At 63.8% G+C, this 13,769-nt stretch carries 29 protein-coding genes; 10 read left to right on the forward strand and 19 right to left on the reverse strand.

Annotation, left to right across the window (positions count from 1 at the left end):
• Window positions 1–5: 5 nt before the first annotated feature.
• The 12 genes from J8G26_RS08825 to J8G26_RS08880 form a co-directional block, all read right to left on the reverse strand.
• A complete protein-coding gene (locus J8G26_RS08825; protein ID WP_210568649.1) occupies window positions 6–563 on the reverse strand; it encodes a hypothetical protein in 558 nt (185 codons plus the stop codon).
• On the reverse strand, window positions 560–1,531 hold the full coding sequence (locus tag J8G26_RS08830; protein ID WP_210568650.1) for a phage Gp37/Gp68 family protein: 972 nt from the start codon (window positions 1,529–1,531) through the stop codon (window positions 560–562). Before J8G26_RS08830 ends, J8G26_RS08825 begins: the two co-directional genes overlap by 4 nt.
• Window positions 1,528–1,917, reverse strand: coding sequence for a hypothetical protein (locus tag J8G26_RS08835; protein ID WP_210568783.1), 390 nt, complete (start codon window positions 1,915–1,917; stop codon window positions 1,528–1,530). Before J8G26_RS08835 ends, J8G26_RS08830 begins: the two co-directional genes overlap by 4 nt.
• Window positions 1,914–2,558: a YfbR-like 5'-deoxynucleotidase gene (locus tag J8G26_RS08840; RefSeq protein ID WP_210568651.1), complete on the reverse strand. Its 645-nt coding sequence runs from the start codon at window positions 2,556–2,558 to the stop codon at window positions 1,914–1,916. The genes J8G26_RS08835 and J8G26_RS08840 overlap by 4 nt, the downstream gene beginning before the upstream one ends.
• Entirely contained in the window at window positions 2,555–2,770 is a 216-nt protein-coding gene (locus J8G26_RS08845; RefSeq protein ID WP_210568784.1) for a hypothetical protein, read from the reverse strand. The genes J8G26_RS08840 and J8G26_RS08845 overlap by 4 nt, the downstream gene beginning before the upstream one ends.
• Complete coding sequence (locus J8G26_RS08850) at window positions 2,767–3,108, reverse strand: hypothetical protein (RefSeq protein ID WP_210568652.1); 342 nt, start codon at window positions 3,106–3,108, stop codon at window positions 2,767–2,769. Before J8G26_RS08850 ends, J8G26_RS08845 begins: the two co-directional genes overlap by 4 nt.
• A gap of 23 nt (window positions 3,109–3,131) precedes the next feature.
• Window positions 3,132–4,034: a DUF2303 family protein gene (locus J8G26_RS08855; RefSeq protein ID WP_210568653.1), complete on the reverse strand. Its 903-nt coding sequence runs from the start codon at window positions 4,032–4,034 to the stop codon at window positions 3,132–3,134.
• A gap of 53 nt (window positions 4,035–4,087) precedes the next feature.
• Entirely contained in the window at window positions 4,088–4,462 is a 375-nt protein-coding gene (locus J8G26_RS08860; protein ID WP_210568654.1) for a hypothetical protein, read from the reverse strand.
• A gap of 64 nt (window positions 4,463–4,526) precedes the next feature.
• Window positions 4,527–4,982, reverse strand: coding sequence for a hypothetical protein (locus J8G26_RS08865; protein ID WP_210568655.1), 456 nt, complete (start codon window positions 4,980–4,982; stop codon window positions 4,527–4,529).
• Entirely contained in the window at window positions 4,979–5,143 is a 165-nt protein-coding gene (locus J8G26_RS08870) for a hypothetical protein (RefSeq protein WP_210568656.1), read from the reverse strand. Before J8G26_RS08870 ends, J8G26_RS08865 begins: the two co-directional genes overlap by 4 nt.
• Window positions 5,140–5,613 carry a hypothetical protein gene (locus tag J8G26_RS08875; RefSeq protein WP_210568657.1) on the reverse strand — a complete coding sequence of 158 codons (474 nt, stop codon included), beginning with the start codon at window positions 5,611–5,613 and terminating at the stop codon, window positions 5,140–5,142. The genes J8G26_RS08870 and J8G26_RS08875 overlap by 4 nt, the downstream gene beginning before the upstream one ends.
• Before the next feature lie 202 nt (window positions 5,614–5,815).
• The gene (locus J8G26_RS08880) at window positions 5,816–6,115 is read right to left on the reverse strand and encodes a hypothetical protein (protein WP_210568658.1); all 300 of its coding nucleotides are present in this window, start codon (window positions 6,113–6,115) and stop codon (window positions 5,816–5,818) included.
• A 59-nt stretch (window positions 6,116–6,174) separates the two neighbouring features.
• Between J8G26_RS08880 and J8G26_RS08885 the strand changes: the two genes are divergently transcribed.
• From J8G26_RS08885 to J8G26_RS08895, 3 genes are all read left to right on the forward strand, one after another.
• Window positions 6,175–6,519 (forward strand): hypothetical protein, encoded by a 345-nt coding sequence (locus tag J8G26_RS08885; RefSeq protein ID WP_210568659.1) that lies wholly within the window; start codon window positions 6,175–6,177, stop codon window positions 6,517–6,519.
• A gap of 171 nt (window positions 6,520–6,690) precedes the next feature.
• Window positions 6,691–7,251: a hypothetical protein gene (locus J8G26_RS08890; protein ID WP_210568660.1), complete on the forward strand. Its 561-nt coding sequence runs from the start codon at window positions 6,691–6,693 to the stop codon at window positions 7,249–7,251.
• 79 nt (window positions 7,252–7,330) lie between these two features.
• Window positions 7,331–7,810 carry a hypothetical protein gene (locus tag J8G26_RS08895; RefSeq protein WP_210568661.1) on the forward strand — a complete coding sequence of 160 codons (480 nt, stop codon included), beginning with the start codon at window positions 7,331–7,333 and terminating at the stop codon, window positions 7,808–7,810.
• A 39-nt stretch (window positions 7,811–7,849) separates the two neighbouring features.
• Here J8G26_RS08895 and J8G26_RS08900 read toward each other — a convergent pair whose 3' ends face one another.
• From J8G26_RS08900 to J8G26_RS08910, 3 genes are read right to left on the reverse strand one after another with little or no spacing between them, the layout of a single operon-like run.
• Window positions 7,850–8,146: a hypothetical protein gene (locus J8G26_RS08900; protein ID WP_210568662.1), complete on the reverse strand. Its 297-nt coding sequence runs from the start codon at window positions 8,144–8,146 to the stop codon at window positions 7,850–7,852.
• Entirely contained in the window at window positions 8,143–8,634 is a 492-nt protein-coding gene (locus J8G26_RS08905) for a hypothetical protein (RefSeq protein WP_210568663.1), read from the reverse strand. Before J8G26_RS08905 ends, J8G26_RS08900 begins: the two co-directional genes overlap by 4 nt.
• A gap of 56 nt (window positions 8,635–8,690) precedes the next feature.
• Window positions 8,691–9,191 (reverse strand): helix-turn-helix transcriptional regulator, encoded by a 501-nt coding sequence (locus tag J8G26_RS08910; protein ID WP_210568664.1) that lies wholly within the window; start codon window positions 9,189–9,191, stop codon window positions 8,691–8,693.
• A 277-nt stretch (window positions 9,192–9,468) separates the two neighbouring features.
• Between J8G26_RS08910 and J8G26_RS08915 the strand changes: the two genes are divergently transcribed.
• Together J8G26_RS08915 and J8G26_RS08920 are read left to right on the forward strand one after the other, a co-directional pair.
• Complete coding sequence (locus J8G26_RS08915) at window positions 9,469–9,762, forward strand: Cro/CI family transcriptional regulator (protein ID WP_210568665.1); 294 nt, start codon at window positions 9,469–9,471, stop codon at window positions 9,760–9,762.
• A complete protein-coding gene (locus J8G26_RS08920; protein WP_210568666.1) occupies window positions 9,755–9,979 on the forward strand; it encodes a hypothetical protein in 225 nt (74 codons plus the stop codon). The genes J8G26_RS08915 and J8G26_RS08920 overlap by 8 nt, the downstream gene beginning before the upstream one ends.
• Here J8G26_RS08920 and J8G26_RS08925 read toward each other — a convergent pair.
• From J8G26_RS08925 to J8G26_RS08935, 3 genes are all read right to left on the reverse strand, one after another.
• Complete coding sequence (locus J8G26_RS08925; protein WP_210568667.1) at window positions 9,966–10,166, reverse strand: hypothetical protein; 201 nt, start codon at window positions 10,164–10,166, stop codon at window positions 9,966–9,968. The genes J8G26_RS08920 and J8G26_RS08925 overlap by 14 nt on opposite strands.
• 168 nt (window positions 10,167–10,334) lie before the next feature.
• Entirely contained in the window at window positions 10,335–10,562 is a 228-nt protein-coding gene (locus tag J8G26_RS08930; protein ID WP_210568668.1) for a hypothetical protein, read from the reverse strand.
• A gap of 171 nt (window positions 10,563–10,733) precedes the next feature.
• The gene (locus J8G26_RS08935) at window positions 10,734–11,081 is read right to left on the reverse strand and encodes a hypothetical protein (protein WP_210568669.1); all 348 of its coding nucleotides are present in this window, start codon (window positions 11,079–11,081) and stop codon (window positions 10,734–10,736) included.
• Window positions 11,082–11,170: 89 nt separating this feature from the next.
• Here J8G26_RS08935 and J8G26_RS08940 point away from each other — a divergent pair, with 89 nt between their 5' ends.
• Window positions 11,171–11,512 (forward strand): hypothetical protein, encoded by a 342-nt coding sequence (locus J8G26_RS08940; protein ID WP_210568670.1) that lies wholly within the window; start codon window positions 11,171–11,173, stop codon window positions 11,510–11,512.
• A 22-nt stretch (window positions 11,513–11,534) separates the two neighbouring features.
• Here J8G26_RS08940 and J8G26_RS08945 read toward each other — a convergent pair whose 3' ends face one another.
• Window positions 11,535–11,759 (reverse strand): hypothetical protein, encoded by a 225-nt coding sequence (locus J8G26_RS08945; protein ID WP_210568671.1) that lies wholly within the window; start codon window positions 11,757–11,759, stop codon window positions 11,535–11,537.
• Between the two features lie 48 nt (window positions 11,760–11,807).
• Here J8G26_RS08945 and J8G26_RS08950 point away from each other — a divergent pair, with 48 nt between their 5' ends.
• The 4 genes from J8G26_RS08950 (at window position 11,808) to J8G26_RS08965 (ending at window position 13,766) form a co-directional block, all read left to right on the forward strand.
• Complete coding sequence (locus J8G26_RS08950) at window positions 11,808–12,353, forward strand: phage regulatory CII family protein (RefSeq protein ID WP_210568672.1); 546 nt, start codon at window positions 11,808–11,810, stop codon at window positions 12,351–12,353.
• Window positions 12,354–12,483: 130 nt separating this feature from the next.
• A complete protein-coding gene (locus J8G26_RS08955; RefSeq protein ID WP_210568673.1) occupies window positions 12,484–12,621 on the forward strand; it encodes a hypothetical protein in 138 nt (45 codons plus the stop codon).
• A 3-nt stretch (window positions 12,622–12,624) separates the two neighbouring features.
• Window positions 12,625–13,452: a hypothetical protein gene (locus J8G26_RS08960; protein ID WP_210568674.1), complete on the forward strand. Its 828-nt coding sequence runs from the start codon at window positions 12,625–12,627 to the stop codon at window positions 13,450–13,452.
• Window positions 13,449–13,766, forward strand: a complete 318-nt coding sequence (locus tag J8G26_RS08965; RefSeq protein ID WP_210568675.1) for a hypothetical protein — start codon at window positions 13,449–13,451, stop codon at window positions 13,764–13,766. The genes J8G26_RS08960 and J8G26_RS08965 overlap by 4 nt, the downstream gene beginning before the upstream one ends.
• Window positions 13,767–13,769: the final 3 nt, after the last annotated feature.

The following is a 13,769-nucleotide window of genomic DNA, read 5'->3' on the forward strand; positions in this document are numbered from 1 at the left end:
ACCCCTCAAATCGCCATCACATGCACCCCATCTGGCAGATGGTCGATGCGGCCAAAAATCTCGCGGATGCGCTTTTCTGTCATGCGGTGGCAGCGCACCATGGTGCGGGCGGGCAGGGCTTCGAGGGCGGTTTGGTAGTCTTCGAGCACGGCGCGCACTGCGGCGATGCCGGGGCCGTCCAGGCGCATGGGGTGGCCGTCAAACATGCGCTGGCCCGCTTTGGCCATGGCGGCAATGGCATCTGCCAGCAGGCCGCTGGTGTCGGCCACCTCGATGGGCGAGCCGTCGCAGCCGCGCCAGTGGCTGGCCACCACCTTGCCGGTGGCCGGGTCTTTGACCGGGGCCTCGCCGTGCTGCACCAGCGTTTCGAGCAGGTTGACGGCATCGCTGATGACGCGCCAGGCGGTGTTGCTGGGCTTTGGAGCGGTCATCATTTCGGCCAGCGCGTCGGCCATGCGCGTGAGCTGGTGGCGGCGGTTGTGCGCGGGCATGGGCTGGGTGTCGCTGGCCAGCAGCTCGTGCATGAGGCTGTAGTGCAGCTTTGGGGGGCGTTTGCGGGTCATGGCTGGGGTGCTCCATTCCACTCGCGGCCATCCAGCAGGCGCCCGGCGGCTTTCTTGCCGACGCGGTACATCGGATTCGTGCGAAAGAAGTCCACGCCCATAGCGCCTTCATGGTGGCCGCCTTCTATGTGGACCCAGCAATCTGCTTTGCTCTCATAGGCGTCTTCGTCCGATGGCCCGTTGTCCGCATCTACCCACTCACCCCACTGCTTGAACATGAATGGAACGCCAGCGGCCTGGCACTGGTCGCGCAGCGAGCGCGCCCAGTCCGGGTGCATGGGGCGGGCGCCGGGGCCGCTCTCGCCGCCGCAGATGACCCAGTGCACCTTGGCCTTAGACCGGCCGAGCAGCGGACGCAGTACGCCATGGTCGCCGGTCAACGCGTCGATCTCACATATGTCGCTGTGCACCTCGCGGAGCGTGACCGGCCCCAGCAGCGGCTCCATGCTCAGGAAGCGCACGCGCGCTGGCACGGCCAGCAACTTCGGGATGTCGCGGTCGGCCTCGGCCTGGTTCACTATGGTGGCGCCGATCCAGACGTTCGGGTACAGGCGATCAAAGTCGAATGGCACCGGAAGCATGTTCCCAACGTTCCCGATGCGCTTTGTCAGCAGCAGCCAGTCCAGATTGGGCGTGGCCTCAATCAGCCCGAACAGGTCCATGCGCCACTGAGGATCGACAGCGTTGTCGAACACATCAGCCAGGGATGCGCAAAACACGCGCTGGCGGCGTCCGTGCTTTGCCATGAAGGCGTCGGCCTGAGCATTCCAGCGCTTGGGCAGCTCCCAGTTGCTGGCGCTGGTGCGGCGACGGGGTGCGCCTGGCCCCCAGTTGATGGCCGTGCCGCCAGCGAAGCGCGCGTTGCGCGTTTCGGCGTAGCAATGGTCACAGCCGGGGCCAACCTTCTGGCAGCCTTCCCAGGGGTTGAACGTGTGGTCGCACCACTCGATTTTGGTGTTCTCGCTCACGCCACCACCTCCACCCGCCCACCCGGGTAATGCAGCCGCCCGCCCACACGGCTGGGCAGCGCGAAGGCGGTCAAGCGGGCATCGCTGATGCCGGGGTTGCGCTGCAGCTCTTTGCCGTCATAAGTGCCCCGGCTGCTGGCGTTGCTGATGGGCATGCTGCTGGTCACTAGCTGCAGGCGCTTGTCCTGGCTGGCGCGCAGCTTGGCTTTGCTGGGGTGGTCATCAAGCGGGCTGGTGCGCGGTTTTACGGCGGGTGCGGTGCTGCTGACCAGCTTGCCGCTGGGCGAGCTGACAAACGTGGCGCGCTCGATGTCGTGCAGGCCTGCTTTTCGCAGGCGGGGCGGGCGCGGCTGGTTGACGTGGGGGCTGGCAAGGGTGGTTTTCATGGTGCGGTGGGCTCGGTGTTGGCGTCAATGCTGCAGCTGGCGGCCAGCTGCGTGTAGCGGGCGATGAAGGCATCGCGGTGGTGGCGCCAGCTCATGGCGGCGCGGGCGGGGTTGTGCAGGTCCACGGCTTCGAGTGGCTGCACCACGGCGCCGGGGGTGTCAAGCACGGGCCATGGCAGGTTGCGGGCCGCGTCAAAGCGCATCAGGTCGCGCCGCTCGGTGGCCAGGGCGATCAGGTCGGCTTCTTTGATGCGTTTGCCGTAGGCCACATGGGCGCATTGCATGCCAAAGCTGTGGCGCACCATGCGGGCGTGCACGTTCTCAAAGGCCAGCCAGTCCACGCCCAGTGCGGCCTTGATGGGCGTGGCCACGTCACCGGTGAAGGCCTCGTGGGCGTCATGCATCAGCGCAGCGCGCTGGGCGTGGCAGTCCAAGCCCATGCTTTTGACGATGTCGCACACCAGCAGGCTGTGCTCTGCCACGCTGTAGGGGCGGCTGGCATGGCCGGTGAAGCGGTTGATTTGCGCCAGGCTGTGGGCGATCACCTCGATGCGCGGGGTGTTGCCAGGCAGCAGCACGGCGGTGCCGCTGATGTGGTGGTCTTGGCCGTCGGCGGTGAGGAGCCAGTTGGAGATGCTCATGCAGCACCCCCTTCACCCTGCACACCACGCGGCCGCGCCAGCAAATACACGGCCTTGAAGTGCAGCCCGGCATCGCTGCAAAACGGGTAAGGGCAGGCGTCGTTGATGCTCTGGCCCGCGTGTGCGGCCTCGGTGGCCTGGCGCTCGATGATTTGTTTGCTGACGATCATGTGACCCAAACGGTTGTTGAAAATGGTGAGGTGCTGGCTCATGCGGTTGCGCTGGTGGCCTCGGGTTGGTCTTGGCTTGCTGGCTTGCCCTGCCCGGCGGGCGCTGCGCGGGGCATCACCTGCGGCTCGGTCAGCACGCTGCCGCGCATGTGGCCATCGTTGGCATGCAGGTCGTGCAGCTCTACCAGCAGGGTGTCGCCAGCGCGCAGGCCGGCGGCAAACTTTTCAGCGCCGGTCCACAGGCATAGCGCATCGGTGCGGCTTTTGCCCCAGCCGTTGCCCACCCGCTCGATCAGCGGCAGCATGGGCACGCGCTGGCCGCGCAGCAGCAGCGCATAGGGCGCGGCGCGCAGGTGCAGCATGGTGGGCTGGCTGTTCATGGTGGTGGCCGGGGCGTGGTGCCTTACGCGCCCTTGCTGTAGCTGCCCACCAGCACGGGCATGGCGCCCGCAATGGCGTTGCTCACCAGGTCGCACAGCTCGGTGGCCATTTCTTCGGTGTGCTCTTCCAGCTTCTGGATGCGCAGGGTGATGCGGGGCGCTTTCTCGCCCGTCAGGATGGCCAGGCGCAGCACAAACACGCGGTCGTTCAAGTCGGCATAGGGCTTGCACATGAAATACACCGTGGTGGGGATGGGCTCTTTGCTGCTGGCCGTCACGCTTTCAAAGGCCGATCGGTTGGCGCTGAGCTGCTGCTCTTCGCTTTCAACCTTGCTCAGCGCCTCGATGGTGATGCGGCGCACGGCGGCAATGGCCTGCTTGGGTGTGATCTCGCCATCGGCGTTAAAAAACTGCACCTGGCCGGCCCAGTCTTCGAAAAACTCGGCAATGGTCTGCTGGCTGCTTGCGCCGCTGGTGATGTTGCGCAGCGCGTCATAGGCGGCCGTGCGAACGGGGGCGAGCTGTGCGCTGTGGTCGGCGTGGCCTGGGGTTTCTTGCGTGCCCAGGTCCAGCACGGCGCGGGCCTGCATGGATTCGGGGTTCACAAACACACAGGCACCCGGGCCAGCGTAGGCGGTGGCGTATTGCGCAAACGGCGTCACAAACGGGGTGGCCATGGTGCCGCGTGCACGGCGGCGGTTTGGCAGCGCGTATTCAAGGTCGCGCACAGTCACATCACTTGGCAGGGCAATCAGGCCGGTGTCGTTGATCAGCGCTTCTTCCAGCGCCTCATTGGCGGCGTGGATGGCTTGGCCCTCTTCCAGCGCCTCGATAAAGGCGTCTGGCACGCTGGTGCAGGGGGCGCTGTAGCTTGCAAACTGCGCCAGTTCGCCTTCGGTGGCCTGGGTGGTGTTGGTGGTGTTCATGCGGTTCCTGTGGTTGGGGTGGGGTGATGGGTGGTGCTGGCAGGGCGGGCGCGTTATGCAGCTGGCGCTGCCGGGGTGGCGCCGGTGCGGTCAAACATGGCCAGCTGGTTTTCGGGCGCCAGCGTCAGGCGGCCAAACTTGCCCACATGCAGGGTGGTTTTGCGCGTGGCCTCTTCGCCCGCCTTGCCGTCTGCCGTGGGGCGCGTGAACTTCAGGGTGTGCTTGCAGGTGACCATGCTGCTGCCGGGCACTTTCTCGAAGGCGAGCTTGATGGCCACCTCGCCCTTGCCATCGTTGTCGCAGGTGCCTGCGGCCACCTGGCTGAGGGCAATGGACAACATGCGGTCGAACTGGCCGCCATCGAGGTCGGTCATGAACTCGGCCACATCAGTGGCTGCGCTGGTGCTGGAATGGATCGCTTGGGACATGCTGAAATCTCCTGTTGGAGTGGTTGAGGAAACTACTAAATTGATAGCTACTAGCGCTTACGCATCAAGCGCGCAGGGCCAATTCGGCCAACAATGCAGCCGCTGCAATGGCGGCCAGCACCAGCAAAATGAAGCGGGCGGTGCTGGTGGCGCAGCCCAGCTCGCTGCCTGGGTGGCCGGCGTCGGTGGCGTCGGCCACTTCGCAGGCTTGCGGCACGGGGCAGGCGGCGCGGCCCTGGCGGCATTTGTCGGCCTGGCAGATTTTTTGCACGCGGTGCAGGTGGTGGTAGGCTGGGTGCGCGTTGCCGCAGCCCGCGCAGGGTGTTGAATGGCCTTGGCACACGCCCATGGCGTCGCAGGTGCGGTTGGTGGTTTGCGCGGTCATTTTGGCCCACCCCATCAGCACGGCCAGCGCCATGCCCAGCACGATGCCGACCACCTTGCCCTGCCACCAGCCCACCAGCCATGCGGCATCGGCGTTGCCGCGGGCGGCCATGTGGTCGGTTTGGCGGGCGTTCATGGCAACCTCCTGGCGCTGGCGCTGTGCACGCCGTGCAGATCGATGGCGCTGAGGATGGCTGCGCTGGCGCTGGTGGCCATGGCGATGTATTGCAGGCCCGCGCAGGTGACGTGGTAGGGGTGGAGGGCGCCGGGGGTGGGGGCGATGGTGCGGGCGTTCATGCGGCACCGCCTTGCTCTGCTGCCACTACGATGGCGCTTTCACTCGACGCGGAGGCGCTATGGGCGCGGTTCATTTCCTTGAGCACGGCACCTTGCTGGCTGACCACTTCACCCAGGGCTTGAACCACGAGCTGGAGCTTTTCGAGACTGGCGGCGAGTTGTTCCTGCGCCTGTGGATTGGCGGCATCGGCGCTGATATGCCCGTCACCTGCCGACTCACCCAGGCCCAGGTAAAAGAGCTCGCGCAGGGCGCTGATGGCCTTGCGACCCGCATAGGCTTCTAGCGCCCTCGGGCTGCAGCGGTCTACGCGCAGCATGGCGCCAGAGTTGTGCCACCCTGCGCCGGCCGGGTTGGGTTTGCGCACCATGCGCACAAGCTCAATGGTTCCGTTGAGGTTCAGTGCGTCAATCAAATCCTGGGTGACTGGCTCGCCTGCGAACAGCAAGAAAGTTGTATTTTCGGCGGTCATGCTGCTGCCCCTTGCTGGGGTTTTTCTGCGAAGCGCCGAGGGAACCAGTCGCAATAGGTGTCGGTCGGCGTATGTCCAAAAATCATGCAGCAACGGCGCTCATGAACGCAGTGGCCGCAGGTCTTGCCATCAGGCAGCTCCATGCAGGTCTTGTCGCTGCATGCCTTGTCTGCGCAGCAGCCGTGGGATTGTTTTGGGGCGCTCATGCTGCGGCCCCCTGCGTTGGCATGGCCACCAGCTGGCCGCCCACCGTAAGGCCGACTTGCTTGCCTGCCTCTGCCAGCTCTTCGATCAGGCGGCTGATGTCGTCGCGCATCGCGTCGGCCATGTCCCAGGCGCGGGCGGCTTCGGTTTCGAGGATTTCGATGCGATCGTGCGCGGCGCTGAGCTGCTCTTCCTGGCTGGCGGCCAGTTGGCGAAGGTGGTCCAGCTCCCAGCGGGCAAGGCGCTTGCGCATGGCGCTGATGGCTGCGCGGTGGGTGTCGGTGGTGGTGCTGCTCATGCTGCACCGCCTTCGCTACCATGGCCTGCTACTGGCTTTTGGAGGATGAAATGCTTGAGATGTTGCTCAAACAAATTGAGACGCTGATCAACGAGCGCGGCTCGGCGGCGGTGCTGGGCCAGCACCTGGCCCTTTTGCGTGAGCGCATCGGGGCGCTGGAGCGCGAGAACGCCGATTTGCGTGCGCAGGCGCAAGAGGCACAGGCGCATGTGCAGCACCAGGGCGATCAGCTGCGGCGCTTTGCGCAAGACAACCCCGAGGGTTGGCGCTGTGATGGTTGCGGCAGTGCCGACCTGGCCCGAACCGGCAGCAGGCCAGACCCCACCTTTGGTGCCCTGGGCATCAAACAGGCCGCCATGACCTGCAGGCCGTGCGGCGCTGTCTCTTACTTCACGTTGGACTGAGGTCTCGTCCTGCTTGCGGGTGGTTTGCATCGTTGCTCCAAGGCGCCAGGTGGCGTGTTGGAGCAAATAGTAGTCTGACTATTTAATTAAGTCAACAGTCGGACTATTTTTATTAATGAATTCGGGCGGATATGCTGTGTCGCAAGACCGACAACTTCATGGGGATGGCGTATGTGGCTTTTCTGGGTGGCCCTGGTGGCTGTTGTGCTTTTCTATCTGGGCAGCAGCAAAAAGCAGCGGCGCAAGCGCGGCGGGGTGGTGCATAAAAAGGCGCGCCCGGTGTTCACGGTGGCTGATCTGGCTGGGGTGGCGCCCATCACCACGCAGGCCGCCGCAAGCAAGGCGCTGCGCGAGTTGCTGGTGTCAGTGGGCTATGGGCAGGTGCACAAGAGCGTGCTGACTGAGACCATGGGCGATTTCAGGGAGGCCATGCGCGAGCACCTTGAGGCACTCCAGTCGGATGTGGATGAGTTCACGCACGCGTTGGCAGACGAGCGTGAGCACCTTGAATTTCTGTGTGACACGGAAGATGCTGATGAGACGCCGGCTGAGCGCGCCGAAAGCGCCCAGCAGCGCGCGCAGGTGCAGGCGCTGCAGGCCCGCCTTGCGCAAGACACTGCGCAGCTCAAGCAATACAAGGCCGATCGCGCTGGGTTCGTGGTGGCCTATGCCAACCATGTGCTGCACGACATGCCAAACCCCAGCCGTGCGTGGCAACAGGCCGTGCTTTAGGTGTTGTCTTTGGCGTAGAAAAAACAAACAGCTACACTTTCAAGCGCCACACGGCAGACGCAAAAAACCCGGAGGGATGATGAGCGAGAAAATCTGCCGCAAGTGCGGCCACACCACGACCTACAGCGGCATGGAGCCGCAGTCTTGCACGGCATGCGGGGCCATCTACCGCAAGGTGGAAGAGGCCTTGCAGCAGGCAGCACAAGAGCGCGCCGAGCGGGCGGCCCGTCCATCGTTGGCACCGAGCCGCGTGGCAGCCAGCATACCCACAGACCACCACGCCTATGCCGCCGAGCTGCGTAGCGACAGCCTTTACCCCACCTGGCGCCAGTTGGTTACTGTGTTCACCATCTTTTGGTATGTGGTGGCTGTTGCGGTCGGTATTGGTGGCCTGATTGCCTTCAAAAATTCGTTCATGGCGGGCCTTTCAGGCCTTGGCGTGGCAGTGCTTATTGCCATTTTTGCCAAGGTGGGCAAGGAGCTTTCGCTCATGCTGGCCGATCTGAGCGATGCCACGGTGCGTTTGGCTGCAAAGGCGCAGGCAGATCTGTCGTCATAAAAAAACCGCCTCGGCGGGCGGTTTGGCTGGGTGCCCGATTCAGCGTGGATCGCGGTCTATGGTCTTGTGCGTGCCCAGGCGCTTGAGTTCGGCCACTGTGCCATTGAGCTCGAACGTGACTTGCCAGGCGTGGTTGGCGTACACGTCGATCTTCCAGATGGTGGGCTTTGGCATGCCGCTCAGGGTGTGCAGGCGCAGTGACTTGGCGCTGGGGTGGGCCTGCAGGTGTTTGAGGGCCTCCAGCGTGGCACGCTGCACCTCTGGTGGGGCGCTGCGCAGGTCTGAGGCAAAGCGCTCAGAGTGGGCAAACCCGGTGATGGTGATGTGCCGCGTCACTGCCGGGGCAGCAAGGCGGCAAACAGGTCGTCTGCGCTGGAATACACGGCGCCCGTTGTGGGCTGCAGCACTGCATCGTGCGTGGCAATCCACTCGCGCAGCGCCTCGATGGTGTCATGCAGTTCGCGCAGGGCTGCGATGAATTCGCCATAGGCCTCGGCCACGCCATCGTCGGGGCGCAGTTGTGGGTCGCGGCGGGCGCTTTGGTGTCGCTGGCAGGCGTCGTGGTAGATGCGCGTGCAGGCTGCGCTGGCTTTGTCAAGCGTCGCCTGTGTTCTGCCGCTGTCGTCAATAGCGCCGTTGGTGCCAGCCAGCCGGGCCTGGATTTCTTGGTAGCCGTCGTGGATGGCGCGCAGCAGATTGGTGTCTGCGCTCAGGCCGTCGAGAGTGTTTTCAATGGCTGCCAGCAGCTCAAGGTTGCGCGCAGCAAATGCCTGCGCGCCAAATGGCGTCATGCTGGCAATGTGGGTGCGATCAATGATTTGCATAGATTTTGGACTGTAGCACGTGCGCAGAGTTCCGGCTTTTGCGGTGCCGCACGTGCTTACAGCTTGGAACCCACCCACACGGCGCGGCCAATCAGGGTGGCGCCATCGTCAAAGGCGAAATCAGGGAAGGCCTCGCGGTCGTCGTTGTCAGACCTGGCCATCCATAGCCCGCCCGATTTGACGACGCGCTTGACCACCAGGCCATTGCCCCGCAGGTGAAACACATAGACCGCATTGGCCCGTGGCTCCTTGTTGGCGCGGTTGACCAGCAGCACCGAGCCGTCTGGAATGGTGGGCTCCATGCTGGCGCCGGTCACGGTAACCACCACGGCATTGGCCTCGCTCACGCCAACAGACCTGAGAAAGTCGCGGCGGAACTTGAGTGTGCCCAGCTCTTCCTCAAAGTGGGGAACGCTGCCGTGGCCAGCGGCCACCTTCACATCCAGGTGCGCTACATCTGCAAAGTCCTCTTCGCTGCTTTCTGATGTTTTGGCTGGCAGTTGGGCGGCTAGGCGTGGAGAGATGGATGAAGGCTCAATCTGCAGGACGCGGCTCATCTTGAGCAGAGCAGGGAGATTTAGCGGAATCTTTCCGTGTAAGTACTGATTGAATGAACCCTGGGTCTTCCATCCGCACTCTGCGGCAAATTTTTCTTGTGAAGCCCCTGGGGTTGATTTTTTAAATTCTTCCCATGCAGCCAGAAGCCTGTAGGCGTCTTCCTTTTGCTCGGGAGATAGTGGTTGTGCTGGCATGGCGCTATTCAATAGCCGGGCTAATTTTCTTGCAAATAGTCCGACTGTTTACAAAAACAAATAGTCCGACTACTATTGGGGTATGGACCTCAAGACCTACCTCAAAACCCACAAGCAGGTCGAGCTTGCCCGCGTGCTGGGCGTTACCCAGGGCGCGGTGCATCAGTGGGCCAATGGCCTGACTGCTGTGGCCATAGAGCGCTGCGTGCCCATCGAGCGCGCTACCGATGGTGCCGTCACCCGCCGTGATCTGCGCCCCAACGACTGGTTCGATATCTGGCCTGAGCTTGCAGATATGAAAAAACAGCCTGCAGCCTTTACCCATCAGGCGCAAGTAGCTATCAACTCCGAAGCAAAAGAGGCCACTCATGCCTGACATTGGGACTATTGAAATCAAGCTGCGGTCTGATGGCCGCATCGATATGTGCAGCACCTTCATGGGGCGCAAAGACGCGGTGTATGCCGCGTTTCCGCAAGAACGGCTGGCGGGCCATGTGGCAAAGCTGGCGCATTGGCTGCGCGAGCAGGCGGTGGCTGAGCTGCGACGCCAGGCCGATGTGCATGAGGCCGTGCTGACTTCTAGCCCGAGGTGACTGTGTACGTCTCGTTGAACTCGATTTGCACGACGCGTTGGCCCACTTTCGTGCCTCGCTCCCGCAGTGCCAAAAAGCTCAGGTCTCCGGCGCCGAAGGTGATCTGGTCGTCGTCCTTCAGGCTGGCCAGCAGATCCCTGAAGTGCAGTTTGAATTCTGACCCGCTCAGATATTTGGTATCGCTCATGTTCGCCCTCCTTGGCGTGTCGATTGGTGGTGTTGGAGCTTCCATCGTATGCCATGGATGGGCGGGCGCCCGTCAAGCGCAGCAAGCTACCGAAACCGTAGCGCAGGGGGTGGCGTGATGCCTGCAACCACCGTGCACATAAACGCAGATACCGGTGCGATTGACGCGCTATTTGCCCAGTTTCTTGAGTGCCGTTTCGAGGCTCTTCAGGCTTTTGTCGACGGTCTTCATGCCCTGGGCGATGCCGCCTTTGTGAGCCGTACTGAGCGTGAGGTTGGCGCCGCAGATGCAACGCAGCAGGTGGTTGTTTTTGAGCCGTCCCGCGCTCTCCTTGATCTTGCGGCCACAGCTCGGGCACTCGATCTCGACGGTGGTGTTGTTCAGCATTCCAGTCATGGGCATCCCTCTCGAAAGGTGGTTGATTGTGAGAAGTGAATTGTCTTTCGTTTGCGGATGCCCGCCAATTACGCCCGCAGCCCTTCCTCATCAAGCGCAAGTAGCTACTGAAACCGTAGCGCAGGGGGTGGCCGCATGCTGACCATCGAGCAATGGACCCCCGCGCCTGACTCAGTGCTTGTTTCCTCTGGTCTGGATTGCGGCGGGTTGTCGGTTGAAACTTTCCAGCAAAGCCCGCACGCTCTCTATATCCCCGGCGGGCAAACGCCAGCTGGTCCAGCCCAGGCCTGCGCTGCCGAGGCGCAGGACGACCGAGCCGTCTGCGGCGGGGTTGTGCATGAGTAGTGCGGGGCTGTCGTGGCTGATGCTGGGCGTGTTGTCGGCTGGGTACGCCGGCACGCCGGGTGTCATTTGTGCGCGCAGCATGGCCAGGGCACGGATCAGCTCTTCCACACCGGCGGCATCTAGCTCGGTGTTTATGGCCAGCGTGGCCTTGGTCGCATCTGCATTCAGTTTCATGGGTGCTCCTTTCGTGTGGCTGTGTGAGGTGAGACGAGCATTGTCTTTCGCTTGCGGGCGCCCGCCATTTTTTCCCCAAGGAGGTTTTGATGCCTGAAGCTATTTTGTTGCAGCTGCTGGAAAAGGCAGAGCGCTGGGCGGGGGCCGCTGGCACGTCGCTCAAGCGGCGCGCGCATTGGTCGCCGTCGTCTTTTGTTGTGTCGCGCCGCCCCGAAGAGCGCGCCTTGTTGGCCGCTGCGGCTGAGGTGTATGACCTGGTGGGCGCCACGCCCGAGGGGTGTGTGCTGATGGCCGAGCTGGGTCTGGACCCCGAGGCGGGCGCCATGCCAACGCACGAGCAGCTGCAAAAGCGCCATGCCGAGCACGTTGCCCGCATTGATGCGGCTGCTGTGGGTGGCGCTGGCCTGTGCGCGGCGGGGGGTGCTGCGTGATGGGCGCGGCGCGTCGGGCGGGTCATGAAAGCACCTTGCGCAGCAATTGCCGCAGCGCGTTCACGGTGGCGGGTGCGCTGCTGCCGGTGGCGTCCATGCGGTCGCAGCACATGTGCACCCAGCGGTCTAGGGCTTCGGCGCTGAAGGTGGGCTGGCATTCGATCACCAGCACCAGGTGCTGCATGAAGAGTTCGAGTGCTTCGAGGCGGTGTTCTGTGGCGGCGGCGGCTGGTGTGCTGTTGTGCATGCGGGTTGCTCCTGTGGGGGTGGTGGCTGTTTGCGGTGGGGGGGTGTGATGTCCGTAAGCTTCTCAATTCCGCCCGCTGCCGCCTATGGCGACAACGAGGCTTTGCCCGACATGCCCGCCGGCCTGACGGTGGAAGACGCCATCTATCACACGGTGCACGGCCACCCGGGTGGCGTTGCGGCCCTGGCTGCGCGCATGGGGGTGTCGCCCAACACCCTGACCCACAAGGCCAATCCGAACAACACCACGCACCACTTGCACCCGCGCGAGCTGGTGGCGCTGCAGCACATGAGCGGCAATGCGGCGGTGCTGCATGCCATGGCATCGCAGCTGGGCTACACCTGCACGCTGGCGCTGCCTGACCAGGCATGCGGTTGCCCGGTAGAGGCCACGATGCGGTTGCAGGTAGCGTTTGCCGAGCTGCTGAAGGCCGTGGCCGACCCGCTGGCCCGCTGCAAGGCTGAGCCCGGCAAGCCGGTCACCGGCAATGAGGTGCGCCGTGCCGACTATTACGCGCAAGACCTGCACGCAGCCATTGGCCATGTGCTGGGCACGCTGCGCGCCCATGCGCGGCCAGCGCCGGTGGGGGTGTGACATGCATGCAGTGCACGCTGGCTGCAACCAGGCCGCTGTGGGGTGGGGTGAGCATGTCGTGCGCTCACTGCTGCGCCCGTCTGGTGAGGTCTGCGCGGCCGCTGCGGGGCGCGCAAGAGGCGATGCTGGCATGCATCGCCCGGCGGCCAGAAAACCCTACGCGGGCGCAAGTTTTGCAGGCCCTGCGGGCGCTGGATGCGCGCTGAGCATGGACGAGCAGCTGGTGCTGTCGGAGGTGTTCCACGAGCCCATGAGCTGGGAGGCCTGAGTCATGAAGCTGAACGTAGAGATTCGCAACCAGCAGGCCGTGCAAGATGTGCTGGCAAAGCTGAGCGGCCCGCAGGCGCGCGAGGCTTATGCCAAGGCGCTGAATGATGCGGGCTTTCAGGTGCGGCGCGAGATGCAGGCAGCGCTGCGCAGCAGCTTTGACCGCGTGACGCCGTGGGTGGAGCGCTCGCCCAAGGTGTTTGCCGCTACGGCAGACAAGCTCAGCGTGTCGGTGGCGCCCACCATCAGCACCAGCAATGCCCCCAGCAAGGGCGGCAAGGTGGGTATGGACCCGCAAAAGGTGCTGCAGGCGCAAGAGTTTGGCGGGCGGCGGGCGGACAAGCGCAGTGAGTCGGCATTGCGCCGTGCGGGCATCTTGCCCAGCGGGTTTCAGACGTCCATTCCGCGCACTCCTTACCCGGGCAGCGACGATGGCCGGGGCAACCTGCGCGGTGCCTTTGTCACGCAGCTGCTGAGCTATCTGCAGGCGTACAGCGAGCAGGGCTTTAAAGCCAACATGTCTGACAAGCGCAAGGCCCGCCTGCGCAACCAGCAGGGCATTGGCAGCATTGCCACCAAGAAGGTCAACAAAACCACGCTGGGCGTGCGCTATTTCGTCAGCCACGGCCGAATGCGTGGCCAGCACCTGGCGCCGGGCATCTGGGCCGCCAAGGGCACGCACGACGTACAGGTGGCGCCGGTGCTGATGTTTGTGCGCCGTCCCAGCTACCAGCCGCGCATCAGCATGGACAGCATCACCAAGCAAGCGGACCTGCAGAACTACCTGGACAAGCGCGTGCGCTTTCGCGTCCGGCAGGCGGCCGGCATATGACCAGCAACTACATGGCCGAGGCCAATGCCATTGCCCGCGCGCTGCGCAGCCAGTCTGCATCTGTGCGCGTTCCGGGCCGCCGCCGTGGCCCCACAAAAACCCCATCGGCAAGCAATCTGGAGGTGCTGGCTTTCATGCGCGCTTTCTTTGCCGACAACGACCAGCTGCCGCCCGTCGCCGTCATATCACGCCACTTTGGCTGGGTTGGCGCCAGCGCCGCCGCCTGGCACATCAGCGCCCTGCGCAGGTTCGGCCTGGTCGAATCAAACGCGGTGGGCAAGTTGCGCTTTGTGCGCCAAGAAAACGAAAAATAAGAA

Source organism: Acidovorax sp. JG5 (assembly GCF_017939685.1).
Taxonomy (GTDB): domain Bacteria; phylum Pseudomonadota; class Gammaproteobacteria; order Burkholderiales; family Burkholderiaceae_C; genus Acidovorax.

Bases quoted from the DNA above. Each gene is read 5' to 3' on its own strand.
- J8G26_RS08825 (WP_210568649.1), bottom strand. From the start codon at position 563: ATGACCCGCAAACGCCCCCCAAAGCTGCACTACAGCCTCATGCACGAG.
- J8G26_RS08835 (WP_210568783.1), bottom strand. From the start codon at position 1,917: ATGAAAACCACCCTTGCCAGCCCCCACGTCAACCAGCCGCGCCCGCCC.
- J8G26_RS08840 (WP_210568651.1), bottom strand. From the start codon at position 2,558: ATGAGCATCTCCAACTGGCTCCTCACCGCCGACGGCCAAGACCACCAC.
- J8G26_RS08845 (WP_210568784.1), bottom strand. From the start codon at position 2,770: ATGAGCCAGCACCTCACCATTTTCAACAACCGTTTGGGTCACATGATC.
- J8G26_RS08850 (WP_210568652.1), bottom strand. From the start codon at position 3,108: ATGAACAGCCAGCCCACCATGCTGCACCTGCGCGCCGCGCCCTATGCG.
- J8G26_RS08855 (WP_210568653.1), bottom strand. From the start codon at position 4,034: ATGAACACCACCAACACCACCCAGGCCACCGAAGGCGAACTGGCGCAG.
- J8G26_RS08860 (WP_210568654.1), bottom strand. From the start codon at position 4,462: ATGTCCCAAGCGATCCATTCCAGCACCAGCGCAGCCACTGATGTGGCC.
- J8G26_RS08865 (WP_210568655.1), bottom strand. From the start codon at position 4,982: ATGAACGCCCGCCAAACCGACCACATGGCCGCCCGCGGCAACGCCGAT.
- J8G26_RS08870 (WP_210568656.1), bottom strand. From the start codon at position 5,143: ATGAACGCCCGCACCATCGCCCCCACCCCCGGCGCCCTCCACCCCTAC.
- J8G26_RS08875 (WP_210568657.1), bottom strand. From the start codon at position 5,613: ATGACCGCCGAAAATACAACTTTCTTGCTGTTCGCAGGCGAGCCAGTC.
- J8G26_RS08880 (WP_210568658.1), bottom strand. From the start codon at position 6,115: ATGAGCAGCACCACCACCGACACCCACCGCGCAGCCATCAGCGCCATG.
- J8G26_RS08885 (WP_210568659.1), top strand. From the start codon at position 6,175: ATGTTGCTCAAACAAATTGAGACGCTGATCAACGAGCGCGGCTCGGCG.
- J8G26_RS08890 (WP_210568660.1), top strand. From the start codon at position 6,691: ATGTGGCTTTTCTGGGTGGCCCTGGTGGCTGTTGTGCTTTTCTATCTG.
- J8G26_RS08895 (WP_210568661.1), top strand. From the start codon at position 7,331: ATGAGCGAGAAAATCTGCCGCAAGTGCGGCCACACCACGACCTACAGC.
- J8G26_RS08905 (WP_210568663.1), bottom strand. From the start codon at position 8,634: ATGCAAATCATTGATCGCACCCACATTGCCAGCATGACGCCATTTGGC.
- J8G26_RS08910 (WP_210568664.1), bottom strand. From the start codon at position 9,191: ATGAGCCGCGTCCTGCAGATTGAGCCTTCATCCATCTCTCCACGCCTA.
- J8G26_RS08915 (WP_210568665.1), top strand. From the start codon at position 9,469: ATGGACCTCAAGACCTACCTCAAAACCCACAAGCAGGTCGAGCTTGCC.
- J8G26_RS08920 (WP_210568666.1), top strand. From the start codon at position 9,755: ATGCCTGACATTGGGACTATTGAAATCAAGCTGCGGTCTGATGGCCGC.
- J8G26_RS08925 (WP_210568667.1), bottom strand. From the start codon at position 10,166: ATGAGCGATACCAAATATCTGAGCGGGTCAGAATTCAAACTGCACTTC.
- J8G26_RS08930 (WP_210568668.1), bottom strand. From the start codon at position 10,562: ATGACTGGAATGCTGAACAACACCACCGTCGAGATCGAGTGCCCGAGC.
- J8G26_RS08935 (WP_210568669.1), bottom strand. From the start codon at position 11,081: ATGAAACTGAATGCAGATGCGACCAAGGCCACGCTGGCCATAAACACC.
- J8G26_RS08940 (WP_210568670.1), top strand. From the start codon at position 11,171: ATGCCTGAAGCTATTTTGTTGCAGCTGCTGGAAAAGGCAGAGCGCTGG.
- J8G26_RS08945 (WP_210568671.1), bottom strand. From the start codon at position 11,759: ATGCACAACAGCACACCAGCCGCCGCCGCCACAGAACACCGCCTCGAA.
- J8G26_RS08950 (WP_210568672.1), top strand. From the start codon at position 11,808: ATGTCCGTAAGCTTCTCAATTCCGCCCGCTGCCGCCTATGGCGACAAC.
- J8G26_RS08955 (WP_210568673.1), top strand. From the start codon at position 12,484: ATGCATCGCCCGGCGGCCAGAAAACCCTACGCGGGCGCAAGTTTTGCA.
- J8G26_RS08960 (WP_210568674.1), top strand. From the start codon at position 12,625: ATGAAGCTGAACGTAGAGATTCGCAACCAGCAGGCCGTGCAAGATGTG.
- J8G26_RS08965 (WP_210568675.1), top strand. From the start codon at position 13,449: ATGACCAGCAACTACATGGCCGAGGCCAATGCCATTGCCCGCGCGCTG.